At 66.4% G+C, this 26,203-nt stretch carries 19 protein-coding genes; 7 read left to right on the forward strand and 12 right to left on the reverse strand.

Annotation, left to right across the window (positions count from 1 at the left end; genetic code table 11):
* Positions 1–20: 20 nt before the first annotated feature.
* The 7 genes from LGM56_RS07205 to LGM56_RS07235 form a co-directional block, all read right to left on the reverse strand.
* Positions 21–602 (reverse strand): hypothetical protein, encoded by a 582-nt coding sequence (locus tag LGM56_RS07205; RefSeq protein WP_226203794.1) that lies wholly within the window; start codon positions 600–602, stop codon positions 21–23.
* Positions 599–1,327: a methyl-accepting chemotaxis protein gene (locus LGM56_RS36740; protein ID WP_089498154.1), complete on the reverse strand. Its 729-nt coding sequence runs from the start codon at positions 1,325–1,327 to the stop codon at positions 599–601. The genes LGM56_RS07205 and LGM56_RS36740 overlap by 4 nt, the downstream gene beginning before the upstream one ends.
* Before the next feature lie 22 nt (positions 1,328–1,349).
* Positions 1,350–3,731, reverse strand: a complete 2,382-nt coding sequence (locus LGM56_RS07215) for an ATP-binding protein (protein ID WP_226203796.1) — start codon at positions 3,729–3,731, stop codon at positions 1,350–1,352.
* 454 nt (positions 3,732–4,185) lie between these two features.
* The gene (locus LGM56_RS07220; RefSeq protein ID WP_226203798.1) at positions 4,186–5,916 is read right to left on the reverse strand and encodes a cation acetate symporter; all 1,731 of its coding nucleotides are present in this window, start codon (positions 5,914–5,916) and stop codon (positions 4,186–4,188) included.
* Entirely contained in the window at positions 5,913–6,221 is a 309-nt protein-coding gene (locus tag LGM56_RS07225; protein WP_043179330.1) for a DUF485 domain-containing protein, read from the reverse strand. Before LGM56_RS07225 ends, LGM56_RS07220 begins: the two co-directional genes overlap by 4 nt.
* Before the next feature lie 653 nt (positions 6,222–6,874).
* Positions 6,875–7,282: a type II toxin-antitoxin system VapC family toxin gene (locus tag LGM56_RS07230; RefSeq protein WP_089497249.1), complete on the reverse strand. Its 408-nt coding sequence runs from the start codon at positions 7,280–7,282 to the stop codon at positions 6,875–6,877.
* On the reverse strand, positions 7,279–7,521 hold the full coding sequence (locus tag LGM56_RS07235; protein WP_226203800.1) for an antitoxin: 243 nt from the start codon (positions 7,519–7,521) through the stop codon (positions 7,279–7,281). Before LGM56_RS07235 ends, LGM56_RS07230 begins: the two co-directional genes overlap by 4 nt.
* Positions 7,522–7,731: 210 nt before the next feature.
* Between LGM56_RS07235 and LGM56_RS07240 the strand changes: the two genes are divergently transcribed.
* The gene (locus LGM56_RS07240; RefSeq protein WP_226203802.1) at positions 7,732–8,415 is read left to right on the forward strand and encodes an alpha/beta hydrolase; all 684 of its coding nucleotides are present in this window, start codon (positions 7,732–7,734) and stop codon (positions 8,413–8,415) included.
* A 61-nt stretch (positions 8,416–8,476) separates the two neighbouring features.
* Here LGM56_RS07240 and LGM56_RS07245 read toward each other — a convergent pair whose 3' ends face one another.
* Positions 8,477–9,988, reverse strand: coding sequence for an amino acid permease (locus LGM56_RS07245; protein ID WP_226203804.1), 1,512 nt, complete (start codon positions 9,986–9,988; stop codon positions 8,477–8,479).
* A 108-nt stretch (positions 9,989–10,096) separates the two neighbouring features.
* Positions 10,097–11,503: an aspartate ammonia-lyase gene (locus LGM56_RS07250; protein ID WP_089427816.1), complete on the reverse strand. Its 1,407-nt coding sequence runs from the start codon at positions 11,501–11,503 to the stop codon at positions 10,097–10,099.
* A 142-nt stretch (positions 11,504–11,645) separates the two neighbouring features.
* On the opposite strand from LGM56_RS07250, the gene LGM56_RS07255 reads away from it, so the two are divergent.
* Entirely contained in the window at positions 11,646–12,620 is a 975-nt protein-coding gene (locus LGM56_RS07255) for a LysR family transcriptional regulator (protein WP_089474592.1), read from the forward strand.
* An 88-nt stretch (positions 12,621–12,708) separates the two neighbouring features.
* Here LGM56_RS07255 and LGM56_RS07260 read toward each other — a convergent pair whose 3' ends face one another.
* Positions 12,709–13,773 (reverse strand): asparaginase, encoded by a 1,065-nt coding sequence (locus LGM56_RS07260; protein ID WP_089432480.1) that lies wholly within the window; start codon positions 13,771–13,773, stop codon positions 12,709–12,711.
* 322 nt (positions 13,774–14,095) lie between these two features.
* Between LGM56_RS07260 and LGM56_RS07265 the strand changes: the two genes are divergently transcribed.
* A complete protein-coding gene (locus tag LGM56_RS07265; protein WP_226203806.1) occupies positions 14,096–16,336 on the forward strand; it encodes a TonB-dependent receptor in 2,241 nt (746 codons plus the stop codon).
* 45 nt (positions 16,337–16,381) lie between these two features.
* Here the strand turns inward: LGM56_RS07265 and phnY are convergent, their stop codons facing one another.
* A complete protein-coding gene (gene phnY, locus LGM56_RS07270; RefSeq protein WP_226203807.1) occupies positions 16,382–17,836 on the reverse strand; it encodes a phosphonoacetaldehyde dehydrogenase in 1,455 nt (484 codons plus the stop codon).
* 44 nt (positions 17,837–17,880) lie between these two features.
* On the reverse strand, positions 17,881–18,222 hold the full coding sequence (locus LGM56_RS07275) for a GNAT family N-acetyltransferase (protein ID WP_226203809.1): 342 nt from the start codon (positions 18,220–18,222) through the stop codon (positions 17,881–17,883).
* A 271-nt stretch (positions 18,223–18,493) separates the two neighbouring features.
* On the opposite strand from LGM56_RS07275, the gene LGM56_RS07280 reads away from it, so the two are divergent.
* The 4 genes from LGM56_RS07280 to xsc all read left to right on the forward strand — a co-directional run bounded on the left by LGM56_RS07280 (position 18,494) and on the right by xsc (position 26,137).
* Positions 18,494–20,020 carry a PLP-dependent aminotransferase family protein gene (locus LGM56_RS07280; RefSeq protein ID WP_226203811.1) on the forward strand — a complete coding sequence of 509 codons (1,527 nt, stop codon included), beginning with the start codon at positions 18,494–18,496 and terminating at the stop codon, positions 20,018–20,020.
* A gap of 481 nt (positions 20,021–20,501) precedes the next feature.
* Positions 20,502–23,387 carry a GH92 family glycosyl hydrolase gene (locus LGM56_RS07285; RefSeq protein WP_226203813.1) on the forward strand — a complete coding sequence of 962 codons (2,886 nt, stop codon included), beginning with the start codon at positions 20,502–20,504 and terminating at the stop codon, positions 23,385–23,387.
* 373 nt (positions 23,388–23,760) lie between these two features.
* Positions 23,761–24,159 carry a nuclear transport factor 2 family protein gene (locus tag LGM56_RS07290; protein WP_089497258.1) on the forward strand — a complete coding sequence of 133 codons (399 nt, stop codon included), beginning with the start codon at positions 23,761–23,763 and terminating at the stop codon, positions 24,157–24,159.
* A gap of 160 nt (positions 24,160–24,319) precedes the next feature.
* Entirely contained in the window at positions 24,320–26,137 is a 1,818-nt protein-coding gene (xsc, locus tag LGM56_RS07295; RefSeq protein WP_226203815.1) for a sulfoacetaldehyde acetyltransferase, read from the forward strand.
* Positions 26,138–26,203: the final 66 nt, after the last annotated feature.

Raw genomic sequence — 26,203 nt, forward strand, 5'->3', positions numbered from 1 at the left:
TCATGGTCGGTCAGGGTCGGTCAGAACAGTTCGAGCTCGCCGCCGGTATCCACCGTGGCCGTTGCCGGCACATGGAAATCGACCGGCGCGTTCGCGCACACGCACAACGTCGCGCCGACCCGCACGTCGCCATCGAGCGTCAGGTCGTAGGCGGCCACGTAATCGGGCGAGAGCGCGTGCATGAAGTCGATGCTCGCGCCGCTCAGCAGGTAAGGCGTCGACATCCCGAGGTCGGGAAACGACGCGGTCAGCGCCTGGTTGATCGCGCCGCAACACAGGTTCGCGACTTCCATGAACGCGTCGGTCAATGGTCGCTGGCTGTTCGTGCCCGCTGTCGCGCCGGCGAAATGGCGGCGCGTCGCGTCGTCGTCGCTGAAGCGCAGCGCGAGCAGCAGGCGGAAATGCAGTGCGGAGATCGTCAGTACGACCACATGTTCGGGCGCCTGCTGCTTCGATCGCGACTTCACGTGCGCGCGATCCGGCGCGTCGTGTTCGTGCCCGGCTCGCGGCCGGATGTCGCACGCGCCGCCTGCCGCGAGCCGCGTGCGCGCGGCATCGAAAAAGATCCGTTCGAACCCGGCCCTCGCCTGCGCACTGATCACGCGGCTTCTCCCTCGATCCGCGCGTGCAACTGCCCGGCCAGCGTCTCGACGGTCGCGAGCGCGGCCGTGATCATCTTGCCGCCGGCCTGGATGTCCTGGAACGTCGCGGCCGTCACGAGATCGTTGCGGTTCAGGCTGTCGCGATAGCTGTTCGACAGCTGCTGCGAGCGCGCGGCCAGCCCGCGCACCTCGCTCGCGACGATCGAGAAGCCGCGCCCGGCCGTGCCGGCGCGCGCGGCCTCGATCGACGCGTTCAGCGACACGATCGACACGTGCGCGACGATGGCCGACAGCTCCTGGTTCTTCGTGCGCATGTCCTGGTTCTGCGTGGTCAGCGAGATCATCTGCTCGTGCCAGCGCTCGAAGGTGCCGGCGAGCCCGCGCAGGCGCGCCGCTTCGTCGGCGATCTTCATCGCGTGCTGCGCGAGCGCCGCGCGATCGGCCGACAGCGCCTGCATCGCGTCGCGCTGCGAGCCGGCGGCGGACGTCTCGCGCGCCAGCGCATCCTCGAGCTGCGCCTCGCGCTGCGCCCATGCGTCGGCCGCCTCCGCATGCGCCGACGCGGCGTCGGCGACGCGCGCGTCGGCTGCGTCGAGCGCGCCGCGCAACTGCGCCGCATCGCGCTCGAGCGCCGCGACGAGCCGCATGCGCGTCACGCGAAACACCACCGCCGCCACGATGGCGACGACGGCACCGCCCGCCAGTGCGGCGGCCATCTGGATCATCCACGCCTGCCCGATCACGTCGTCACTCCGCCGCGTCGATGTCCGCGCTGCGTGCACGCTCGTGCGCGACGCCCTGGGCGGCGCCGTCGGCCGCGAAGCGGGCCGGCAGCGTCACGATCGTCTCGAACGCGCGATACGGCGCGCCGACGCGATCGTCGGTGAAGCGCAGCGCGATATCGCCGCCGTCGCGCTTCAGGAAGTTGCGCACCGCGTCCATGCCGACGCCGCGCCCCGACACTTCGGTCACCGTGCTCGCGGTCGAGAAACCCGGCCGGAAGATCAGCTCGGCCACATCCTCGTCGGACAGCCCCGCGTCGTGGTCGGCATCGATCCAGCCGCGCTCGCGCGCGATGCTACGAATCCGGTCGAGCGCGAGGCCGCGGCCGTCGTCGCTCAGCACGAACCACAGCTCGCCGCCGCCCACGCCGACCGCGATGTCGATCGTGCCGGACGCCGCCTTGCCGGCCGCGCGCCGCTCGTCGGACGATTCGATCCCGTGGTCCATCGAATTGCGCAGCAGGTGCATGAACACGTTCTTCAGCGTCGCGGCGATTTCGCTGCGCACGCGGTGGCCGTGGCTGTCGATATGCACGACCGGTGCCGGCTTGCCGAGTTCGGCCGCGAGCGACGGCAGCGACTCGATCACGCCGCCGAGCGCATCACCGATGCCCTGCGTGCCGAGCTGGCTCAGCATGCGGCGCACGGCGTCGCGCGCCGCGTGCCAGTCGGACGCGTTCGCCGGATCGGCGCCGTCGAGCACGCGCAGGCTCTCGCTGATGTGCGCGCGTTCGACCATCAGGAAGTCGGCGCCCTGGACCGCTTCGCCGCTGCGGCCGAGCGTGACCGCGTTGATCGTCGCGTAGTGCTCGACCGCGTCGCGCACGCGGGCCAGGTCGTCCATCAGCGCGTCGCGGTTCCACTCCGGGCCGCCGTCCGCGCGGCGCAGCGAGTCGTACGCCTGCTCCGCTTCATGGACGATGTTGGTCAGGTGCTGGAGGCTGTACGTGCGCGCATTGCCCTTGATCGTGTGCATGTTGCGGAACAGCGCCGCGACGATCGAGTGATCGGCGCGCTCGTGCTGGCGGATCATCCGCTCGTTCTCGCTGAGGAAGCCCTTCGCGCTGTGCACGAAGTCGTGGAACTTGTCCTGGCTGATCGACAAAATCTCGCCGATCATTTCGAGGCGGCGCTGCTGCTCGCCGGCCTGCGCGGTCAGCTCGCGAATCTCGGTCACGTCGCGCACGCACAGCATCAGGCGCACGACCGTGTCGGTCTCGTCGGTGATCGCCGACCAGCTCAGGTCGAGCCACTTGTCGCGGCCGTCCGGCATCCGCTTCGCGACTTCGTTCACGAGCAGGTGCTCGTTGAACGCGAAGTTCATGCTGTCCTCGCCGAGGCATGCGTGCACGGCCGCATCGACCTGCGAGCGCGCGTCGGAACCGATGTTCGAATCGTCGAACACGAGCGCCATCAGATCGCGGCCGGCGATATCGTTCGTCTCGAAGATGGTTTCGAGGTACGCCGAATACTCCGCATGCACGACGCCGCCTTCGACGACGGTCAGGATCCCCTGCTGCATGTTCTGCAGCATCGCCTGGATGTCGGCCGTCTTCTGCTTGAGCTGCGCCGAGTTCTCCTGGATCTTCTCGATCATCCCGTTGAACGCGACGATCGAATGGCCGATTTCGTCCATCCGGCCCACCGGCACGCGGCGCGTGAAATCCTGGCTCGTCGCGATCTCGCTCATCGCCGTCTGCATCCCGATCAGCGGGCGCGTGATCTGGCGATACAGCAGCAGGCCGAGTGCGGTCAGCAGCACGATCACCGTGCCGGCGACGCCCGCGATCGCCGTCGCCGTGGTCGACAGCATCCCGTTCAGCGCGCTGATCGCGTCGTCCTTCTGGCGGTTCTTCTCGACGCGCAGCGTGTCGACGATGCTTTCGAGTTCGTCGCGATACTGCGCGACGTTCGCGAACAGGTACGCCTGCGCCATCTCGGGCTTGCCGTCGGCCTTCATCTTCACGGTGTCGTCGATCGCCGCGAAGTAGTTCGTCGCGCTCTCCTTCGCCTGCGAGACGAGCCCGACCTGCGCCTGGCCGACCGCCGACTTCGCCTGCACGTCGAGCGCGGCGCGCAGCGCGCCCTGCTTCGCCTTCAGCTCGTCGCGCGCCTGCGCGGCGGTGTTCGCGTCGGGCGCATAGACGAGCGTCATCGTCGCGATCTGGATGTTCTTCACATCGGCGACGAGATCCGCCGACGCGAGCGCGCTCGGCACGATTCCCTGGGTGACCTGGCGTACCTCGGACGCGCTCTTGCGGGTCTGGTACACGGCATAGATGCCGATCGCGGACAGCGCGAAGAACGTCAGGACGACTAGCAGCGTAATGCGATGACGGATGGTCATGAGTACAGCTCCCCGCAGCGATCCGGCTTCGACCGCCGTTTGGTCTATTGAAAGAATGTGAGCGCCGAATTATCGGGGATGGTGTATGACGCTCCGATGACCGAAAATCATTCATTCATTGATAAAAATGAAATGAATAATTGCGACGAAAGCGCCCTAAAGGTTTGCCGGGATCTGCCGTTAACCTCATGCCACAAGGCTTCGATCGGCGATCCTGCGCGGCCTTTGAATTCCAGGTTCGGATATTTTATTTTTATTTATTTAATCCGCGAATTAGCCGCAATCGGGCTTTCGTAAAACGTTTGCGCATTATCGGCGAATTCAGTCGAGTTCGCGATTTTTTATTGCCGGGCGTGATTCTACGGACGGATGAAAACGATTCCGCCCGCCCCGGAGCGACGATACATGGACTGCATCGTCGGCCCCGGTGCGGGCTTGAGCGGCTAACGACCGGTCAGTGGCTGCTGGCGCGCGTCGCCCCCAGCCCCGTTTCCGAACGCACCTGCTGCGCGGCGAACGCGCCCTTCTCCGCCTTCGCGCGCAGGCTCGTGTCGAGCACCGAGAACAGCCACACGCCGACGAAGCCGATCGTCATCGAGAACAACGCGGGCGACGTGTACGGGAACCATGCCGAACCCTTCGGATAACCGAGCGTCGCCTCCCACACCGACGGCGACACGATCGTCAGCCCCACCGACGAGACCAGCCCGAGGAAGCCGCCGATGACCGCGCCACGCGTGGTGCAGCCCTTCCACATCATCGACAGGAACAGCACCGGGAAATTGGCCGATGCCGCCACGGCGAACGCCAGCGACACCATGAACGCGACGTTCTGCTTCTCGAACGCGATGCCCAGCAGCACGGCGATCACGCCGAGCACCAGCGTCGTGATGCGCGACACCTTCAGCTCGTCGGCACTGTTGGCCTTGCCGTTCTTGAAGACGGTGGCGTAGAGATCGTGCGACACCGCGGACGCACCCGACAGCGTGAGCCCGGCCACCACCGCCAGGATCGTCGCGAACGCCACGGCCGAGATGAAGCCGTAGAACACGTCGCCGCCCACCGTCTTGGCCACCAGCACCGCGGCCATGTTGGCCGTGCCCGCGCCGCCCTTGATCGCGCCCTTGGCCACGTCGGCCAGTTCCGGATTGGTCAGCACCAGCGTGATCGCACCGAAACCGATGATGAAGATCAGCACGTAGAAGTAGCCGATCCACGTGGTGGCCCAGAACACGGATTTACGCGCTTCCTTCGCATCCGGCACCGTGAAGAAGCGCATCAGGATGTGCGGCAGGCCGGCGGTGCCGAACATCAGCGCCATGCCGAACGAGATGGCCGAGATCGGATCCTTGATGAACCCGCCCGGCGACATCACCGACAGCCCGATGCGGGTCGCGTCGTCCGGCGACTTGCCGGCATTCGCGGCGATCGCGGTCTTGACTTCGACGGCATGGGCGAACAGCGCCTCCGGGCTGAAGCCGTACTGCGCGAGCACCATGATCGCCATGAAGGTCACGCCCGCGAGCAGCATGCACGCCTTGATGATCTGCACCCAGGTGGTGGCCGTCATGCCGCCGAACAGCACGTAGACCATCATCAGCGCGCCGACGATGACGACCGCCACCCAGTAGTCGAGACCGAACAGCAGCTTGATGAGCTGCCCCGCGCCCACCATCTGCGCGATCAGGTAGAACGCCACCACCACCAGCGTGCCGATCGCGGCGAAGCTGCGGATCGGCCCCTGCTCGAAGCGATAGCCCGCGACGTCGGCGAAGGTGAACTTGCCGAGGTTGCGCAGCCGCTCGGCCATCAGGAACGTGATGATCGGCCAGCCGACCAGGAAGCCGATCGAGTAGATCAGGCCGTCGTAGCCCGACGTCATCACCGCCGCGGAAATGCCGAGGAAGGATGCCGCCGACATGTAGTCGCCCGAGATCGCCAGGCCGTTCTGGAACCCGGTAATGCCGCCGCCGGCCGTGTAGAAATCCGCCGCGGAACGCGTGCGCGACGCCGCCCACTTGGTGATCCACAACGTCCCGGCCACGAACAGCGCGAACAGGACGATGGCCGTGGTGTTGGTGGCCTGCTTGGCGGTCTGCCCGACATCGCCGCCGCCGGCGACAGCCGCGCCGCATACGCCCGCAGCCAGCAGCGCGACCAGCGTCATCGAAAGTGTCTTCTTCATTGGGCGACGTCCTGCAGGATGTCCTGCGTCAGTTGATCGTATTCGTTGTTCGCGCGGCGCACGTAGATGCCGGTGATGACGACGGTGAACACGATCACCGCCATGCCCACCGGTACGCCGACGCTCGTCACGCCGGTGCTCACCGGCTTCGCGAGGAACGACTTGTCGAATGCGATCAGTGCGATGTAGCCGTAGTACACGATCAGCATCAGCACGGTCAGGCAGATGCCGAGCGTGTTGCGCCGCCGCTTGAGCTGCGCATACTTCGGATGCGCTTCGATTTTTTTCACCAACCCATCATGCATCGCCTGTCTCCTGGTTTGCCTTTTGAATGAGTGTGGCGATTCTGAAGAGCGAAGCTGACTGCGGGCTTACTCGGTCTTTCGCGAGTGGCACCGCGAGGACTATGGTTTTCCCTAGCGGTACGGGCGCTGTGGCGCTGTCGCACGCGAGCTGCTTATCACGTGTTCTCCACCGTACATCGGGCACGCCTCAATGGCGATGCCATTTCGGCGTCGCGATGCGGGTTGGTCGAGACGCAATTTCTCGACAGTCGTCAATCAATGGATATTCGCGCGCGGCAGGCGTCACTCACATCGATCGAGCGACGGTGGGGACAGGAGTGTCGACGGAGCATGCCGTCCGTGCGGCGTGAAGAATCTGAAGCCTTTTTTTGCCGTCGGCCCGTTGACATCCCGCCCCCGCCGGCCGCGCTTGCGTAGTGGTCGACAAGATCGAATCGCGGATCTTCATGCTCTTATTCGTCGTCCGCGAATCGAATTGCTTGCGAGGGGTTTCCACGAGATGGCGGATTCGCTGCGCCGCCAGCGCATCCCCCGCTGCACGCGCTGGAGAAAAATACGGAGTTGAAGTCGACGGTGATTCGGTTGCGGTGACGCGAAACGGGCACCCGCGCGCCGGACGATTCCACTCCCGTTGCAACCTGACCGCCATGCGATCAGTTTTCACGCGCGTCGGCGAGCCAATCCTCGACCTGTAGCCCCGGAACTCGCGCAAACTCGCGCACGTTATGGGTGACGAGCACCAGACGCCGCGCGCGTGCCTGCCCGGCGATCAACGCATCGTACGGACCGATCGGGGTGCCCGCCGCGGTCAGATGCGCACGAATCTCGCCGGCGTGCTGAGCATCTTCGACATCGAACGCCACCCCCTCGAACTGAAGTGCCTCGACACGTGCCACGTTCGCAGCCGCTCTCTGGCTCTTGTAGGCACCGTAATAGAGTTCATGCGCGACGATCGCCGGCATGCCGAAATCGGCTGGCTGATACGTGCGCAGCCGTGCCAGCATGGCCGGCTCGCCTTTCAGGATGGCGATTACCGCGTTGGTATCCAGCAGAAATTTCATTCGAATACGTCCAGATCCGGTCGCTCCTGAGCACCAGGCTCGGTCGTGGCGGCGGCTTTGAAATCGGCGTCCACCGGGCCGATCAGCGGCGTGAGCCAGGCCCAGTCTTGCGGCACCGGCTCGAGAATCACGGATGAACCGTGGCGACGAATCCGGACCTCGGTCGTGTCGAAGCGGAAATCCTTCGGCAGACGGACAGCCTGCGATCCGCCATGCTTGAAAATCTTGGCAGTCTCCATCCTCGCCCCTCGTGTATCTACGAAATGTATCTATTTTAACCATTCCGCGCGCTGATGACGAGTCACCCGATCGGTATATGAACAACGAGCAACGGGGCATCGCGGGACACCCGATTCATTCCCGCAAGGAAACAATCAATCGCACGGCGGCGATTCACGTCGCCGCCCGCCCTAGACTGTCGCATCGCTCCCCTTCCCGGACCCCACGCAATGACCGACGTCCTGCCGCTGACCACCGATCCCGAGTCGGGCCTCCAGTACCGGCTGCGCCCGGCCACTGGCCGCCCCGCAGCCCGCCTGTTGCTGCTGCATGGCGTCGGCGGCAACGAAACCAACCTGCTGAACCTGGCCGACGTCATCGATCCGCGCATCGAGATCGCCTTCCTGCGCGCGCCGCTCGCGTTCGGGCCCGACCAGCATGCGTGGTTTCCGGTGCGCTTCGGCCCGAACGGCCCCGAAATCGACGCGGCCCGCGCGGACGCGAGCCGACTCAAGCTGATCACGCTGCTCCGCAGCTTCCGTGGCAACGATGACGCGGGCGCCGCGTTGCCGACGGTGATTGCCGGCTTCAGCCAGGGCGGCATCATGAGCGCGAGCGTCGGCCTCACGTCGCCGCAGGACGTCACCGCATTCGCAGTGCTGTGCGGGCGCATCCTGCCCGAAATCGATCCGCTGATCGCGCCGCGCGATGCCCTTCGCCCGCTCCATGCGCTGATCGTGCACGGCCGCGCCGACGACAAGCTGCCCGTCGCGTGGGCCGACACTGCCGACGCGAAGCTCACCGCGCTCGGCGTCGCGCACGAAACGCGGCTGTATGCGGCCGGCCACGAGCTGACCGCGGAAATGGCCGGCTCGTTCGCCCGATGGGTCGGCGAACGAGCCGGTTTGAACTGACCTTGGCGGCACGCCGGGGCGCCGGCCGCGAACGACCCGGCGCGCCCGGCGCATACCGTCTTCAGGCGCCCCGCACCGGATCGGCAACGGCGCGCGTGGCCGAAGATGCAAGCGCATCCGCCGCCTGCTCGCGCGCCGCACCACGCTTCGCCAGCTTCCAGCCGACCACCAGCGCGAGCACGACAACCGGAATCGTCGCGATGGTCCACGTGCCGCCCGGATAGTCGAATGCCATCAGCACCAGCACGCCGACGAGGAAGGCCAGCGTGAGCCACGACGTGAACGGCGCGCCGGGCATCCGGAACGACACGGCCTTCAGCTCGCCGCGATCGACCGCACGACGGAACAGGATCTGGCACATGACGATGAAGCCCCACGTCGTGATGATCCCGAGCGACGCCATGTTCAGCACGATCTCGAACGCCTGCGCCGGCACGATGTAGTTCAGCGGCACGCCGATCGCATTGATCGCGACCGTGATCAGGATCCCGCCGTACGGCACGCCGCGTGCGTTCATCCGCGACACGAAGCGCGGCGCCGATCCGCCCATCGCGAGCGAGCGCAGCACGCGCCCGGTCGAATAGAGGCCGGAGTTCAGGCTCGACAGCGCGGCGGTCAGCACCACGACGTTCATCACGGTGCCGACGTACGGCACGCCGAGCTTGCTGAAGAACGTCACGAACGGGCTTTCGTGCGCGCTATACGCCGTCCACGGCAGCAGCATCGTCAACAGCACGACCGAGCCGACGTAGAACAGCGCAATCCGCCACATCACGCTGTTGATGGCTTTAGGCAAGACCTTGCGCGCATCGGCCGTCTCGCCCGCCGCGACGCCGACGAGCTCGATGCTCGCGTACGCAAAAACGACGCCCTGCACGATCAGCACGGCCGGCAGGATGCCGTGCGGGAAGATCCCGCCGTGATCCGCGACCAGGTGAAGCCCCGGCATCTGCCCGGCGACCGGATGGCCGCTCGCGAGAAACACGGCGCCGACCGCGAGGAACACCGCGAGCGTCCCCACCTTGACGAGCGAGAACCAGAACTCCATCTCGCCGAACACCTTCACGCCGATCATGTTCATCACCGACACGATCCCGAGCGCGCCGAGCGCGAACACCCACTGCGGCACGTCCGTGAACACGGCCCAGTACTTCATGTAGATCGCGACCGCGGTGATGTCGACGATGCCGGTGGTCGCCCAGTTCAGGTAGTACATCCAGCCCGCGACGAACGAGGCGCGTTCGCCCATGAACTCCCGTGCATACGACACGAAGCTGCCGCTGGTCGGCCGGTGCATCACGAGCTCGCCGAGCGCGCGCATGATCAGGAACGCGAACACGCCGCAGACGAGGTACACGAGCGCGAGCGCCGGCCCAGCGTGCTGCAGGCGCCCGCCCGCACCGAGAAAGAGGCCCGTGCCGATCGCGCCGCCCATCGCGATCATCTGCACGTGCCGGGGCTTCAACTGCTTCGCATAGCCGGCTTCGTGCGACGCGAACATCGCATCCGGGTCGGCATGTCGGGAATCCGCGCCACCGGCCGAATCGGCCAGGCGCTCGCTGCTGTGGGTCATCGTGTGTCTCCGTTGTTTCTTGATGTGTCGCGCCCCGCGCGGGGGCGCGTCGGATGCAGTCGCATGCAAGCCGCCGGCGTCACGCACCGACGGCCCGCGCAGCCGGCGTCAAAGCACGCGCGGCCGGATCAGTGCTTCGGGTTGCAGCGCTTCCTCGACCTGCGCGGCGGTCATCCACTCGCGCTCCAGCACGACCTCGCGGATCGACTTGCCGGTCGCGTGCGCTTCGGCTGCCACGGCGGTCGCGCGCTTGTAGCCGATGTACGGGTTCAGCGCGGTCGCGAGCGCGACCGAGCGCTCCATCGTTTCGCGCAGCCGCTCGGGATTCGCGGTGATCCCGCTCACGCATCGCTGCGCGAGCGTCGTGCAGGCGGCCGTCAGGTGGCTGAAGCTGCGGAACAGCGCGCTGGCGATCACCGGCTCGAACGCGTTCAACTGAAGCTGCCCGGCCTCGGCCGCGAAGGTCACGGTCAGGTCGTTGCCGAACACCTCGAAGGCGACCTGGTTGACGACTTCCGGGATCACCGGATTGACCTTGCCGGGCATGATCGACGAGCCGGCCTGCACGGGCGGCAGGTTGATCTCGCCGAACCCCGCGCGCGGGCCGCTCGACAGCAGCCGCAGGTCGTTGCAGATCTTCGACAGCTTCACCGCGATCCGCTTAAGCACGCCCGACACCTGCACGAACGCGCCGCAATCCTGGGTCGCTTCGATCAGGTTCGGGGCGGTGCTCAGGTCGAGCCCGGTAATGCGCCGCAGCGCCGCGAGCGCCTTCTCCGCGTACTGCGGATGCGCGGTGATCCCCGTGCCGATCGCGGTCGCGCCGAGATTGATCTCGCGAATCAGCCAGCCGGCTTCCTGCAGGCGCGCGATGTCTTCCGTCAGCATCACCGCGTAGGTCGAGAATTCCTGGCCGAGCGTCATCGGCACCGCGTCCTGCAGCTGCGTGCGGCCGAGCTTCAGCAAGCCGGCGAACGCGTCGGCGCGCTCCGCGAACGCATCGCGCAGGCGCGCCATCGCCTCGAGCAGGTGCTCGACCGCGAAGCAGGTCGCCACGCGGATCGCGGTCGGATAAACGTCGTTGGTGCTCTGCGCGAGGTTCACGTGCTCGTTCGGATGCAGGTATTCGTACTGCCCGCGCGCGTGCCCCATGAGTTCGAGCGCGCGGTTGCAGATCACCTCGTTCGCGTTCATGTTGGTCGACGTGCCGGCCCCGCCCTGGATGATGTCGACGACGAACTGGTCGTGCAGGCGCCCTTCGCGGATCTCGACGCACGCGGCGGCGATCGCATCGCGGTACGGCCGCGGCAGCAGCCCGAGTTCGCAGTTCGCGTCGGCCGCGGCCTCCTTCACTGCAGCGAGCGCCATCACGAAGTACGGCAGCGACGCGATGGTGCGGCCCGAAATGTCGAAATTCTCCTTCGCGCGCAGCGTATGGACGCCGTAGTAGGCCTCATTCGGGATGCTTCGCTTACCTAAAAGATCCGCTTCGACGCGGAAGCCGTTTTCTGTCATCGTGCCCCTCCTGGATGTCTCGTGCCGCTCGTCGTGCGCCGCTTCCCGACGCGACGGGTTCGCATTCTATGCCTTTGCAAAAACAAGCTCACTTCTGTATTATCGAAAGCGGTTTTGCGTGGCACGCAACAATGAGAATCGGATGAAAAAAGGCGCGAGGGAAACCGGTATCGATCACATGGGCGCGATGCGCGCGTTCGTCAGGGTGGTCGAAACGGGGAGTTTTTCGGCGGTCGCCAAGGAGATGCACGTGTCGACGTCCACCGTCGCACGCAAGGTCACCGCGATCGAGGAGGCGCTCGGCGTCGCGCTGCTGCACCGCTCCACGCATAGCGTGACGCTCACCGAAGCCGGCCATATCTACCTGGAACGCGCCGTCACGCTGATCGCCGATCTCGACGACACCTTGCGCGTGGTCGCCGAGCTGAATGCGCAGCCGAGCGGCCCGCTGAAGCTCACCGCGCCGGTGGCGTTCGGCCGCCGCCATCTCGCGCCGCTGGTCGCGCCGTTCCTCGCGCGCTACCCGACGATCCAGCTCGACGTGCGGCTCACCGATAACCACAACGACCTCGTGGCCGGCGGCTTCGATCTCGACATTCACGAAGGCGAGAACTACCTGGACAATCTCGTCGTCCACCGTCTGTCGCGCAACGACAGCATCCTGTGCGCGACGCCCGGCTATCTCGACCGCTGCGGGCGCCCGGTCACGCCGGACGACCTCAAGCAACACAACTGCCTGCGCTACGTGCATCCGGAAGGCGATCCGCGCTGGGATCTCGTGAACGGCGACGCGCATCACAGCGTGCTGCCGGCCGGCAACCTCGTCACCGACCATTCGGAGCTGCTGCTCGAAGCGACCTGCGCCGGGCTCGGCATCGCGGAGTTCGAGATCTGGCTGGTGCGCGACCTGCTCGCGAGCGGCCGGCTCGAAGCCGTGCTGCCGCGCTACCGGCTGCAGAACCGGCTGACGGGCGAATACATCTACATCGCGTACCTGGCGAACCGGCGCAGCTCGGCGAAGCTGCGCGTGCTGAAGGACTTTCTCGCGGAACACCTCGCGCATATCGGCGAGTTGTCGGCGCTGGAGCTGACGAAGATTCGCGGCGCGAGCGTGTAGCGCACGCGCCCTGGGTCGGGTTCGCGCCGCTGCGCACGGCCCGCGTCGCGGACCACCGGCAGCAGCGCATCCGCGCCGTTCAGGCCGATCAAGCCGCCTGCAATTCGAACGGGAACGTGGCGTGCCCGATCTCGACACCCTGCGTGTTGAGCATCCGCGGCCGATGGAAGCCGGCCAGCGGCGCGCGCTGCTCGGCCGTGCCGATCTGCAGCCGCTCGAGCAGCTCGCTGACGACCATGTAGAGCACGTCGAGATTGCCGTCCTCGATCTTCACCGAGATGCCGAGCGCGCCATCGGCGCCCAGCGCCCGCGTGCGCTCGGACGCCCGCACGCCGATCCCGTAGCACGCATCGGCGCCGAGCTTGCCGACCACCTGCCCGCCAAACGCGTTCATCAGCACCGTGCAGTAGCGCCCTTCGCCGGCAACCAGCTCCGGATACGCGGTCATCGCATGATGAATGCGCGCCAGCGCGCGGACGCGATCGGTGATTGCGTCACCGCCCGCTTCCACCGTATCCGCCCCGTCGGCCAGCGATGCGTAAAGCCGCGCGAGCCGGTCCAGCGAAAACGCCGGCGTCGGCAGGTTGCACCCGTCGATGCCCCACTCGACCTCGTCGTCGCGCAGCCCGCACGCGTCGGCCACCACGTGCTTCACGCGCACCTGCATCGGATGTTCGGGCAGATGGTAATCGGCGATTGCGGCGCCGATCGCCTGCGCGCCGGCCAGCATCCCGACGTGCTTGCCCGAACAGTTGCTGCACACGCCGGTTGGCGTGTAGTCGCGCTTGATCCACGCGCGGTACACCGCGTCCGACAACGGCGGATGGCCGCCGCAACGCAAGTCCGATTCGTGCGCGGCGACCTTGGCGAGCATCGCGCGCGTGCGTTCGATGTGCCGGTCCTCGCTGCTGTGCGACGCGCACATCAGCGCGATATCCGCATCGTCGAAGCCGAAACGCTCGGGCGCGCCCGTCTCGAGCACCGACAGCGCCTGCGCCGGCTTGGCCGCCGAGCGCGCGAGCGTCATCCGGAACGGATCGCCGAACCGGGCCAGCAGCCGGCCGCGTGCATCGACCACCGCCACATGGGCGACGTGCGTGTTCTCGATCGCATCGCCTCGGTACGTGACGACTGCTGCGCGTTGGGTGTCCATCTTGTGTTGTCTCCATGCTCGGGGCCTGCTCGCCGGGGCCCGTCCAACCGGTACGGCAGTGTATCGAGTCGTCGCCGCCGCGCACGGCCGGGTGATGGAAAGTGGTGTTGCACGCCACGCAAAGGCAATCCGCCCCCCACGAAAGCCTGACCGAATTAGTACAAAAACCATTCGATCGTTTACAGAATTAGTACCAATCCGTACAATTGCGACCGCAAACGCGAATCATACGCATTTACATTGACGTTTTCCGATGTTCCGTGCGGCCCGCCCGGCATCGAGAAGACGCACCTGCTCACCGAACCTTCTGCTGCCTCTCGATATGCCCGCCCAGTTCAAGACGAGGCCTCGCGCCCTCGTGTCGGCGCTGACCTGCTCCGTGTTCCTGACCCCGCTGCTCGCTTCCGCCGAAACCGCCCCTGCTCCCGCACCCGCCGCCGGCCAGCCCGCCCCGGCCGCCGACGTGCAGGCGACGCTGCCGACGATCCACGTCCAGTCGACCGCGCCGTCGGACATGCAGGTGAAACGTTCGCCGTCGTACAAGTTCACCGCACCGCTGCTCGACACGCCGCGCTCGGTCACGGTGATCCCCGAGCAACTCATCAAGGAAAAGAACGTCACGTCGTTCGCGGACGCGCTGCGCTCGGTGCCGGGCATCACGTTCCTCGGCGGCGACGCGGCCGCGAACCCGTCGGCCGATCGCCCGGTGATCCGCGGCTTCGAATCGCGCAACTCGATCTTCGTCGACGGGATGCGCGACTCGGGGCTGCAGAACCGCGAAACGTTCGCGGTCGAGCAGATCAGCGTGATCAAGGGCCCCGATTCGGTCTACGCGGGCCGCGGCTCGGTGGGCGGCAGCATCGACATCGTCACGAAGACGCCGAAGAACGACAACTTCATCAACAGCAGCATCGGCTTCGGCACCGACGGCTACAAGCGCGCGACGGTCGACGCGAACCACAAGATCAACGACACGACGGCCGTGCGCCTGAACGTGATGGGTCACGACGCGAACCAGGCCGGCCGCAACGACGTGTACAACAAGCGCTGGGGCGTCGCGCCGTCGATCGTGTTCGGGCTGAATACGCCGACCACGGTCACGGTCAGCTACTACCACATGAACTCGTACGACATGCCGGACTTCAGCGTGCCGTTCCGCGCGTCGGGCGGTGCGCCGGTGCCGACCGATCGCGGCCAGTTCTTCGGGCTGAACACGCGCGACTACCGCTACGGGCAGACCGACACCGCCCAGGTGCGCGTCGAGCACAAGCTCAACGACGACTGGAAACTGAAGAACACGACGATGTTCGGCCGCTCGACGCTCGATTACGTGGCGACGAACCCGCAGATCCTCGCGTCGAATCCGACCATGCTGAGCCTGCAGGCGAAGAGCGGCAAGTACGCGCTCAACGGCTTCTCGAACCAGACCGAAGTGACCGGCAGCGCAAGCCTGTTCGGCATGAAGCACACGATGACGGCCGGCGTCGAGTTCAGCCATGAGCAGGCACGCTACGAGGGCTACCTCGTGTCGGATGCGGCCGGCAACAACATCCGCTCGGGCGGCCCCTGCTCGGTGGCCGGCAACTGCACGCCGCTCGCGGGCGGCTGGAACCCGAACATGCCGTGGACCGGCAGCATCGTGCTGAACGGCGACAAGGGCTTCCCCGGCGCGACGACGAACACGCGCACCGACACGGTTTCCGCGTACCTCTTCGATACCGTGAAGCTGTCCGAGCGCTGGCAGTTCAACACGGGGCTTCGCTTCGACCGCTACGACACGACCGGCAAGCAGGCCGGCGTGGCCGACCTGTCGAACACGTCGAACCTGTTCAGCTACCAGTTCGGCCTCGTGTTCAAGCCGGTGAGCAACGTGAGCCTGTATGCGTCGTACGGCACGTCGTCGAACCCGCCGGGTTCGAACGGCGGCCTCGGCGGCGGCACCGACCAGATCACCGCGACGAACCAGGATCTCGCGCCGGAACGCTCGCGCAACATCGAGATCGGCGCGAAGTGGGACGTGCTGCAGGATCAGCTGTCGCTGACGTCGGCGCTGTTCCAGACCGAGAAGACCAACGCGCGCGTGAGCGACGGCCTCGGTCACACTGTCAACGCGGGCAAGCAGCGCGTGCGCGGCGTCGAATTCGGCTTCGCGGGCAACTTGACGCCGAAGTGGCACGTGTTCGGCGGCTACTCGTACCTGAACGCGATCACGACCGATGCCGGCCCCGGCAGCCCGGGCGCATCGGGCCTGCCGATGGTGATGGTGCCGAAGCACAACTTCACGCTGTGGACGAGCTACGACGTGATGCCGAAGCTCACGCTCGGCGCGGGTGCGACGGTGATGAGCCAGACCTATGCGTCGGTATCGGCGACGACGAAGAAATGGACGCCCGGCTACGCACGCTTCGACGCGGCCGCGACGTGGCGCGTGAACAAGACGATGGACGTGCAGCTCAACGTGCAGAACCTGTTCGACAAAAAGTATTACTCGAGCGCGTATCCGATCTACGCGACGTGGGCGCCGGGCCGTTCGGCGATGGTCACGCTCAACTTCTATCAGTAACGCCGTTGGCGGCGGGCGGGCGCGATGCACCCTTCCCCGCCGCGCTCACCACGGCAGCGAATACGTCTTCACGTTCGTGAAGCTCTTCATCGCTTCCTGCACGCCTTCCTTGTAACCGAGCCCCGAATCCTTCACGCCGCCGAACGGCGTCACTTCGAGCCGATAGCCCGGCACTTCGCGCACGTTCACGCTGCCGACTTCCAGCTCGGTGATGAAGCGCGTGATGTAGTCGAAGCGGTTCGTGCAGACCGACGACGACAGCGCATAGTCGGTGCTGTTCGACATCCGGATCGCGTCGTCGATGTCGCGGAAGCGCATGATCGGCGACACGGGGCCGAAGGTTTCGTACTTCACGAGCGGCATGTCGGGCGTCACGCGATCGATCACCGTCGGCGAATACAGCGCGCCGCTCCGCACGTTGCCGACCAGCAGCCGCGCCCCGCGTGCGATTGCGTCATTCACCTGCTGCTCGCAGAACTTCGCGGCCGCTTCGTCGATCACCGTGCCCATGTCGACCGACGGATCGGACGGATTGCCGTACGACCACGCACGCGTTTTCTCGACCACCAGTTCCGTGAAGCGATCGGCCACCGCCTCGTGCACGAGCATCCGCTTGATCGCGGTACAGCGCTGCCCCGAGTTTTTATACGAACCCGACACCGCGAGCGTGCTCGCTTCATCGAGATCGGCGTCTTCCATCACGATGATCGGATCGTTGCCGCCGAGTTCGAGCACCGCACGTCGGTAGCCCATGCGCGACGCAATCGACTTGCCGATCGACACACCGCCCGTGAACGTAATGAGATCGATCGCCGGGTTCGTGATCAGCTCGTCGGCAATCTCCTCCGGGTCGCCGGTGAGCACTTGCAGCATCTGTGGCGGCAAACCGGCTTCGTACAGGATGTCCGCGAACAGGTAGCACGACAGCGGCACCTTCTCCGACGGCTTCACCACGATCCGGTTGTTGGTCGCGACCGACGGCACGATCTTGTGCGCGACCTGGTTCATCGGATGATTGAACGGCGTGATCGCCGAGATCACGCCGAGCAGCGGATCGCGCTGCGTGTACACGCGGCGCTTCTTGCCGTGCGGAGTCAGGTCGCACGAGAAGATCTGCCCGTCGTCCTTCAGCACTTCACCGGCGCCGAACGTCAGCACGTCGGCCACGCGGCCGGCTTCGTATGTGGAATCCTTGATGCACAAGCCGGACTCGGCCGTAATTAGCGCTGCAATCTCGGCGGTGCGCGAACGCACGATGTCGGCCGCGCGGCGCAGGATCGCCGCGCGATCGTAACGTGTGAGCGTCGGCCGGTAAGCGTGTGCGACCGCGAAGGCGCGCCGCACATCGTCCAGTGTCGCCTTCGGCACGGTGCCGACCAGCGCGCCGTCGTACGGGTTGCGCACGTCGATGACCGCGTCGCGCCACACGCGCTGCCCGTCGATGCGCAGCGCTTCGTGCCGCACGTCGGATGCGGGAATCGGCTTCAGGACCGTGCTCATGTCGTCTCCGTCTTCGTGAAGCGTGATCTTGGTCACGCTTCCGGTTAGCGCACCACCACCAGCCCTTCGTATTCGAGGCAGCGGCACAGCGTCGCCCAGGCCGGCGTACCGGGCCATTCCCGAGCGTGGGCATCGATGCGGATCGGCCGCCCGAATTCGCGCGACGCGCACGCCAGCAGCGTGTGCGCGATGCCGCTGCGCCGATACGCGGGTTCGACATACAGCCGCGTGAGCGACGGCGATCGCACCGCACCGCCACTGTCGTCGTCGATGCCGAGTTCGCCGATCGCCTCGTCGTCGCGATACGCGACCGCCGTCGCGCGTGCGTCGTCGAACACGATGCGGATCACGCGCTCGCAGCGATCCCTGAACACGACGACGTGCATGGCGCGCCTCTCCTTGGCATCACGTTGCAGGCGAACGCGATGCGCGCACGCCTCCCTGCGCCCGCGAACCGGGGACTAATCCGGATCGTCCAGCGGCGACGGTTTGAGTATCGTCTTGCCACGTCGGCGCGCAGTAGTGCCAGACGGCACCTTTCATTGAGTCCACATCCGCGGCGCGGCGCGCGTATTCTCGCGACATCGCGCCCCTCGCGGGCCGCACGCACGCCACGCGCACCGCCTCGCGTTTCCCGTACCGATCACAGGAGGAAGCATGCCGAGTCGTACCCCGACCGCCTTATGGGCCCAGCAGTTCCGGCGGTCGTCGGCGTCGAGCCTGCAGGACCAGATCCGGCGGATGCTCGTGGCCGCGATCCTCGACGGCCAGCTCGCGCCCGATGCCGCGCTGCCGTCGAGCCGCGAGCTCGCCGACCAGCTCGGCGTCGCGCGCAACACCGTCGTGCTCGCGTACCAGATGCTCGTCGAAGAGGGCTACCTGATCTCGCGCGAACGCAGCGGGCACTTCGTGAACCCGAAGATGCTCGAGGGCGTGCCCGGCTTCTCGGCCGCCAAGCCCACTGAGCAGCCGGGCGGCAGCGAAGCAACAACCGGCCGCCCCGCATGGGACAAGCGCATCGCGTATCCGCCGTCGAGGCAGCGCAACATCGTGAAACCCGCGAACTGGCAGCATTACGAATATCCGTTCATCTACGGGCAGTTCGACCAGTCGCTGTTTCCGACCAACGACTGGCGCGAATGCTGCCTGAAGGCGCTGTCGGTGATGGAGATCCGCAACTGGGCGCCCGACCTGATCGAACGCGACGACGAATCGCTGATCCAGCAGATCCGCACGCGCGTGCTGCCGCGGCGCGGCGTGTTCGCGATGCCCGACGAGATCGTCGTCACGAACGGCTGCCAGCAGGCGCTGTACCTGATCGCGGACCTGCTGTGCGGCAAGCACACGACGGTCGGTTTCGAGAACCCCGGCTATCCGGATGCGCGCAACATCTTCGAGAACCGCAACGCACGGCTCTTGCCGCTGCCCGTCGACGGCCACGGGATCGCACCCGACGCGCTCGGCGCGACGCTCTCGCGCTGCGACTACGTGTACGTGACGCCGAGCCACCAGTGCCCGACCACTGCAACGATGCCGGTCGAACGCCGCCGCGCACTGCTCGATTGCGCGCAGCAGCATGACTTCGTGATCATCGAGGACGACTACGAGAGCGAGAACACGTTCTCCGGCACGCCGCATCCGGCGCTGAAGAGCCTCGATACGGCCGACCGCGTGATCTACGTCGGCAGCCTGTCGAAGACGTTCGCGCCGGGGCTGCGGCTCGGCTACGTGGTCGGGCCGCGCGAGCTGATCCGCGAACTGCGCGCGCTGCGGCGGCTGATGGTGCGCCACCCGGTTGCGTATATCCAGCGCGCGTTCGCGACCTTTCTCGCGCTCGGCCATCACGACGCGCTGCTGCGCCGGCTCGCGCATGCGTACAGCGAGCGCTCGCAGGCGCTGATGGCCGCGCTCGATGCGCACTTGCCGGAAGCGCGCTACGTGCCGGTGACGGGCGGCGCGTCGTGCTGGGTCGAGGGGCCGCCGTGGCTCGATGCGACGCGCCTCGCCGCCGATGCACAGGAAGCCCGCATCCTGATCGAGCCGGGCAGCGTGTTCTTCATGAACGATGAAGGCGACGCGCGGCGCTGCTTCCGGATGGGGTTCTCCGCGATCCCGCTCGAGCGGATCGAGCCGGGTGTGCGGGCGCTCGCGCAATGCGTGCGTTCGCAACGACCGGGGGCCTGACCGGCGGCGAAAAGGCGTCGTGCGCCGGTGCGGCGGAGTCACCTCGAAGCCCGCATGTTTCGCGCGCTGCAGCTCGAAAAACCGCTTCAACGGTCGGCCGTGAGTCATCCTGCAGCGTGACTCACGGCCACATGCGTGCTGACCGCCTCGTCGGGTATCGATGAACCGCAGACGTGAACACAAGACGCATCGCGTCGACCAACAGGTGATGTTCCGCTGCCTCATCGAACTCCGCCTACGCCACTCGCTCCCACACGCCGATACAGTGCGACTTCAACACGACGTCGCCTGAATTCATTGCGTTTCGATTCGTTTAGTAAATCCAATAAAAACATTACAACTCTCCAAATCCGATTGACAACGGATTCGTCCAAATCCTAGTGTTACGACGCTGAAAGACGGCAACAAGCGACGACGCAGCAACGGTTCGATCGATTGGATTGCCAAAGAAAAAAGTGCGTGGACAACCGGAGGGGCGATCATGATTCGATTCACGACGCTCGCGGCAATCCTGGCCGCGGCGTGCACGTTGAGCGGGTGCGGTGGCGGTGACGGCAGCGACGGAACCGCGGCGTCGGTATTGGCGGCACGCCCGTCGGATGCCGCGGCCGATACGACCAATCTCGATGACAACCGCAACCTGTCGTTGACGCAGTACGTCGATCCGCTGATCGGCACGCTCGCGAGCAATTCGCCGAACCCGGTGCCGGCGGGACAGGCCGGCAGCGTCGAACCGGCCGCCGGCCTGCCGTCGGGCATGGTGCAGTGGGCGCCCGACACCAACACCACGCCGGCGCCGAGCAACAGCCAGGAGCCGAACTCGCCCGCCGGCTACTACTACGACATCCATTCGATCCAGGGTTTCAGCCTGACGCACATGCCGGGCGCCGGCTGCAGCGGCAACAACGGCGAATTTCCGGTCATGCCGACCACCGACCCGACGCAGCTCGCGCCAACCTTCAGTCATGCGAACGAAACGGCCAGGCCCGGCTACTATTCCGTGCTGCTCGACTCGCAGATCAAGGTGGAGTTGACCGCTACGCTGCGCACCGGCTTCGGCCAATTCGCGTACCCGGCCGGCAAACCCGCGCTGCTGGTACTCGACGCGACCCGCACCAACACCAAGACCTCGACCACCGGCTCCGTTACGCAGGTTTCCGACAGCGCCATCTCCGGCAGCACGATCGGCGGTGGCTTCTGCGGCAACTCGGTGCCGGTTCCCGTCTACTTCTACGCCGCCTTCGACCAGGCTTTTACGTCGGCGTCGATTACGCACGGCGTGGCCCAACTGGGTTTCCGCCCGGGCCAGACGGTCAGGATGAAGATCGGCCTGTCCTACGTCAGCGTCGCCAACGCGAAAGCCAACCTCGACGCGGAAAATCGCGGCTGGGACTTCGCGGGTGTCCGCACACAGGCCGACCGTATCTGGAACGACCGCCTCAATAGCATCCGCGTGGCGGGCGGCACGCTCGACGCGAAGAAGAAGTTCTACACGGCGCTCTATCACGCGCTCTGGGCACCGAGCATCTTCAGTGACGTGAACGGCCAGTACATCGGCTTCGACAACACCGTGCATCAGGTCGCCAAGGGCCAGCAGGCCCAGTATTCGTCGTTCTCGGGTTGGGACATCTACCGCTCGCTGATCCAGCTGAAGTCGATCCTCAACCCGTCCGAGACCAGCGACATGATCCAGTCGCTGATCAACGACGCGGATCAATGCGGCGCGATTCCGCACTGGGTCAACGACAACGTCGAGGACGGCGTGATGCCGGGCGACGCCGGTTCGCTGATCGTCTCGAACGCCTATGCGTTCGGCGCGCGGCGCTTCGATACGCGGTCCGCGCTGCAGCACATGGTGAAGATGGCGAACATCCCCGGCACGGCCTGCAACAACGTGACCACCAACGGCGGTCGCGCGAGCTACCTGCAGACCGGCTACATCACCAGCGGCGAGTGGGGACAGGCTTCGTCCACGCTCGAATACACGAGCAGCGATTTCGCGATCTCGCGCTTCGCCGGCGCGCTCGGCGATACCGCCACGCAGCGCATGCTGCTGAGCCGCTCCGCTTACTGGCAGAACCTGCTCGACACCACGCTGACGCCGCCGCTGATCGCGGCGCGCCAGTCGAACGGCACGTGGATTCCCGAGACGCCGAGCAGCGGCGACAACTATGTGGAAGGCAATGCCGAGCAGTACACGTGGATGGTGCCGTACAACGGCGCCGGCCTGTTCGCGCAGCTGGGCGGCAATGCGGCAGTGACGTCGCGGCTCGACCAGTTCTTCACGGTGCTCAATGCGGGCCTGAGCCTGCCCAACTTCTACATGGGCAACGAGCCGACCTTCGAGGTGCCGTGGCTCTACAACTGGGCCGGACAGCCGTCGGGCACGCAGCGCGTGGTGCAGCAGATCCTCGCCAGCGCGTTCGGCACCGGCCCCGACGGCTTGCCGGGCAACGACGACCTCGGCGCCGTGTCGGGCTGGTATGTGTGGGGCGCGCTGGGCCTGTATCCGCAGATCCCCGGCGTCGCGGGCCTAGCGATCGGCAGTCCGCAGTTCCCGCAGATCGATGTGCGGCTCGGCAACGGCCGCACGTGGCGGATTCGCGCCGAGGGCGCGCCCGCGTCCAGCTATGTGCAGTCGCTGTCGATCAACGGTCGCGCGCACGATGTGCCGTGGGTCGCCTACGACGACATCGCGAACGGCGCGACGCTGCACTTCGCGATGGGCAGCGCGCCGTCGCAATGGGGCAGCCGGAAGCAGCCGCCGTCGTTCGGCGTGCCGGTGGCGATCAACGCGGTCGACAGCTACAACAATCGCGGCTTCAGCGCGGACGGCGCGACCAATGCCGACGGCCAGGGCGCGGACTTCGACGGCAGCCTGTTCAGCTACTCGCTGAATGCGCTGGCAGCGGCGGGCGTGCAGCCCGGCAAGCCGTTCGCAGTGGCCGGCGCGAGCGTCGCGGTGGCGGGCGGACCGCTCTCGCTCGACAACACTGTGACCGTCGGCCAGACCGTGATGCTGCCCCCGGGATCGGCCGGCACCGGCGTGGTGGTGCTCGGCTCGGCCAACAATGGCCCGAGCAGCGGCACGGCGCAGCTGAATTTTGCGGATGGATCGAGTCAGGCTGTGACGCTGGCGTTCGACGACTGGACGCTGAATGGCGGCAGCGCGCACGCCAGCGCGGCGATCGCCGTCACGATGGCTTACCGCAATTCGGGCAGCGGCCAGCAGGACAACGTCAAGACCTATATCTTCGCGCAGAAGATTCCGGTACCGCCTGGCAAGGTGGTGACGAGCATCGTGCTGCCGCGGCAGGTGAGCGCCGGCAAGATGCATGTGTTCGGGATCGGGATGGCGGCTTCCTGATGCCCGCTTGACCAACGGGGATACATCGGACCTCCGATGTATCCCTCGCCGGCCGGCGCTGTTGCCGTGCGGTTCCCGCCCGCCGTGACTCATCGCGCAACAGCGACGGATTCGTGACACTCCCCTGCGGCCGATCTTTTTGCCCATTGATCCGCACCGGTGATTTCTGTCGATGCGCGTCAACGAACCCGCCGTCGGGCAGCCACCGGGCGCCGGTAGCCGGGCGCACCGGCCCGGCTTCTCCCGCTGGCCCAAGCGAATCACCCCCACTGGCGCTACCGCCAATAACAAGCGCTCACTAACGTGTCGATACCGCGTGCCGCATGCGCGCCAGCGCCTTGCGCACCGCTCACCATTCGACAGGAGACACGTTATGGCAGATACGCTCACCGCCCCCGTCACGGCCGCCACGCTCGCGGCATTTTCCGACGCCTTCAACCGGCACGACGCCAATGCGTTGATGGGCTTCATGACCGAGGACTGCGTGTTCGACGCGGCCGGCGGCCCCGACATCCACGGCACGCGCTTCGTCGGCCGTGACGCGGTACGCGCCGCGTTCGAAGCCGTGTTCAAGACCTTCCCCGACGCGCACTGGGGTCACGGCCGCCACACCGTCGCCGGCGAGCGCGGCGTCTCCGAATGGGTGTTCACGGGCACGCACGCCGAAGGCTGGCGTATCGAGGCCGAAGGCTGCGACCTGTTCGAATTCCGCGACGGACTGATCGCCGTCAAGCGCGCCTTCCGCAAGGAACGGCCGAAGCAGCCGGCCTGAGCGCAGCGGCCGGACCACCGTGCCCCACGTGCATTTTGAAACGAATCGATTCATTTCATTCCACATTCCCCGGCAGCGGGCGGAATGACTTGACCGGCCTTCCCCGGCAAATAGCATCTGGAACAAGACGTTCCGTTAATTGAACAATCGGAGACAACCCATGAGCGAACAATCCACTTCCCTGCGTGCATCGGCGAACGGTCCGCAGGACATGACGCCGTCCGAAGCCTTCGTCGAGACCCTCGCGGCCAACGGCGTGACCGACATGTTCGGCATCATGGGCTCCGCGTTCATGGATGCGATGGACATCTTCGCGCCGGCCGGCATCCGCCTGATCCCGGTCGTGCACGAACAGGGCGCGGGCCACATGGCCGACGGCTATGCGCGCGTATCGGGCCGCCACGGCGTCGTGATCGGCCAGAACGGCCCCGGCATCAGCAACTGCGTGACGGCGATCGCGGCCGCGTACTGGGCGCATAGCCCGGTCGTGATCGTCACGCCGGAAGCCGGCACGATGGGGATCGGCCTCGGCGGCTTCCAGGAAGCGAACCAGTTGCCGATGTTCCAGGAGTTCACGAAATACCAGGGCCACGTCACGCACCCGGCGCGGATGGCCGAATTCACCGCGCGCTGCTTCGACCGCGCGCAGGCCGAGATGGGCCCGACCCAGCTGAACATCCCGCGCGACTACTTCTACGGCAAGGTCAAGGTCGAGATTCCGCAACCGCGCCGGCTCGATCGCGGCGCCGGCGGCGAACAGAGCCTGGACGACGCAGCGGCACTGATCGCGCAGGCGAAGTTCCCGGTGATCATCTCGGGCGGCGGCGTCGTGATGGCCGATGCGATCGAGGAATGCAAGGCGCTCGCCGAACGGCTCGGCGCACCGGTCGTCAACAGCTACCTGCACAACGACTCGTTCCCGGCGAACCACCCGCTGTGGTGCGGCCCGCTCGGCTACCAGGGCTCGAAGGCGGCGATGAAGCTGCTGTCGCGCGCGGACGTCGTGATCGCGCTCGGCTCGCGCCTCGGGCCGTTCGGCACGCTGCCGCAGCACGGGATGGACTACTGGCCGAAGGACGCGAAGATCATCCAGATCGACGCCGATCACAAGATGCTCGGCCTCGTGAAGAAGATCTCGGTCGGCATCTGCGGCGACGCGAAAGCCGCGGCGGTCGCGCTCACGCAACGCCTCGAAGGCCGCACGCTCGCGTGCGACGGCTCGCGCGGCGATCGCGCCGACCAGATCGCGACCGAGAAGGCCGCGTGGGAAAAGGAACTCGACGACTGGACGCACGAGCGCGACGCGTACAGCCTCGACATGATCGAGGAGCAGAAGCACGAGAAGCCGTTCAGCGGCGGCCAGTACCTGCATCCGCGCCAGGTGCTGCGCGAGCTCGAGAAGGCGATGCCCGAGGACGTGATGGTGTCGACCGACATCGGCAACATCAACTCGGTCGCGAACAGCTACCTGCGCTTCAACAAGCCGCGCAGCTTCTTCGCGGCGATGAGCTGGGGCAACTGCGGCTATGCGTTCCCGACGATCATCGGCGCGAAGGTCGCCGCGCCGCACCGCCCGGCCGTGTCGTATGCGGGCGACGGCGCATGGGGCATGAGCCTGATGGAGACGATGACCTGCGTGCGCCACAACATCCCGGTGACGGCCGTCGTGTTCCACAACCGCCAGTGGGGCGCGGAAAAGAAGAACCAGGTCGACTTCTACAACCGCCGCTTCGTCGCCGGTGAACTCGACAACCAGAGCTTCGCGGCGATCGCGCGGGCGATGGGCGCCGAAGGGATCACGGTCGACCGCCTCGAGGATGTCGGCCCGGCGCTCAAGCGCGCGATCGACATGCAGATGAACCAAGGCAAGACGACGATCATCGAGATCATGTGCACGCGCGAACTCGGCGATCCGTTCCGTCGCGACGCGCTGTCGAAGCCGGTGCGCATGCTCGACAAGTACAAGGACTACGTGTAACGCCGCGTCGCCGACGCAACCCGTTGCCGGCCGCGCGCCCCTCTCGCGCGGCCGGCCCTCCGGCCG

Source organism: Burkholderia sp. AU38729 (assembly GCF_020419725.1).
Taxonomy (GTDB): Bacteria; Pseudomonadota; Gammaproteobacteria; order Burkholderiales; family Burkholderiaceae; genus Burkholderia.

Excerpts from the sequence above, each read along its gene's own strand:
- LGM56_RS07220 (WP_226203798.1), bottom strand. The coding sequence starts at position 5,916 with ATGAAGAAGACACTTTCGATGACGCTGGTCGCGCTGCTGGCTGCGGGC.
- phnY (WP_226203807.1), bottom strand. The coding sequence starts at position 17,836 with ATGAGCACGGTCCTGAAGCCGATTCCCGCATCCGACGTGCGGCACGAA.
- LGM56_RS07285 (WP_226203813.1), top strand. The coding sequence starts at position 20,502 with ATGATTCGATTCACGACGCTCGCGGCAATCCTGGCCGCGGCGTGCACG.
- LGM56_RS07255 (WP_089474592.1), top strand. The coding sequence starts at position 11,646 with ATGAAAAAAGGCGCGAGGGAAACCGGTATCGATCACATGGGCGCGATG.
- LGM56_RS07275 (WP_226203809.1), bottom strand. The coding sequence starts at position 18,222 with ATGCACGTCGTCGTGTTCAGGGATCGCTGCGAGCGCGTGATCCGCATC.
- LGM56_RS07230 (WP_089497249.1), bottom strand. The coding sequence starts at position 7,282 with ATGAAATTTCTGCTGGATACCAACGCGGTAATCGCCATCCTGAAAGGC.
- LGM56_RS07235 (WP_226203800.1), bottom strand. The coding sequence starts at position 7,521 with ATGGAGACTGCCAAGATTTTCAAGCATGGCGGATCGCAGGCTGTCCGT.
- LGM56_RS07280 (WP_226203811.1), top strand. The coding sequence starts at position 18,494 with ATGCCGAGTCGTACCCCGACCGCCTTATGGGCCCAGCAGTTCCGGCGG.
- LGM56_RS07240 (WP_226203802.1), top strand. The coding sequence starts at position 7,732 with ATGACCGACGTCCTGCCGCTGACCACCGATCCCGAGTCGGGCCTCCAG.
- LGM56_RS36740 (WP_089498154.1), bottom strand. The coding sequence starts at position 1,327 with ATGATCCAGATGGCCGCCGCACTGGCGGGCGGTGCCGTCGTCGCCATC.
- LGM56_RS07265 (WP_226203806.1), top strand. The coding sequence starts at position 14,096 with ATGCCCGCCCAGTTCAAGACGAGGCCTCGCGCCCTCGTGTCGGCGCTG.
- LGM56_RS07250 (WP_089427816.1), bottom strand. The coding sequence starts at position 11,503 with ATGACAGAAAACGGCTTCCGCGTCGAAGCGGATCTTTTAGGTAAGCGA.
- LGM56_RS07245 (WP_226203804.1), bottom strand. The coding sequence starts at position 9,988 with ATGACCCACAGCAGCGAGCGCCTGGCCGATTCGGCCGGTGGCGCGGAT.
- LGM56_RS07225 (WP_043179330.1), bottom strand. The coding sequence starts at position 6,221 with ATGCATGATGGGTTGGTGAAAAAAATCGAAGCGCATCCGAAGTATGCG.
- LGM56_RS07215 (WP_226203796.1), bottom strand. The coding sequence starts at position 3,731 with ATGACCATCCGTCATCGCATTACGCTGCTAGTCGTCCTGACGTTCTTC.
- xsc (WP_226203815.1), top strand. The coding sequence starts at position 24,320 with ATGAGCGAACAATCCACTTCCCTGCGTGCATCGGCGAACGGTCCGCAG.
- LGM56_RS07290 (WP_089497258.1), top strand. The coding sequence starts at position 23,761 with ATGGCAGATACGCTCACCGCCCCCGTCACGGCCGCCACGCTCGCGGCA.
- LGM56_RS07260 (WP_089432480.1), bottom strand. The coding sequence starts at position 13,773 with ATGGACACCCAACGCGCAGCAGTCGTCACGTACCGAGGCGATGCGATC.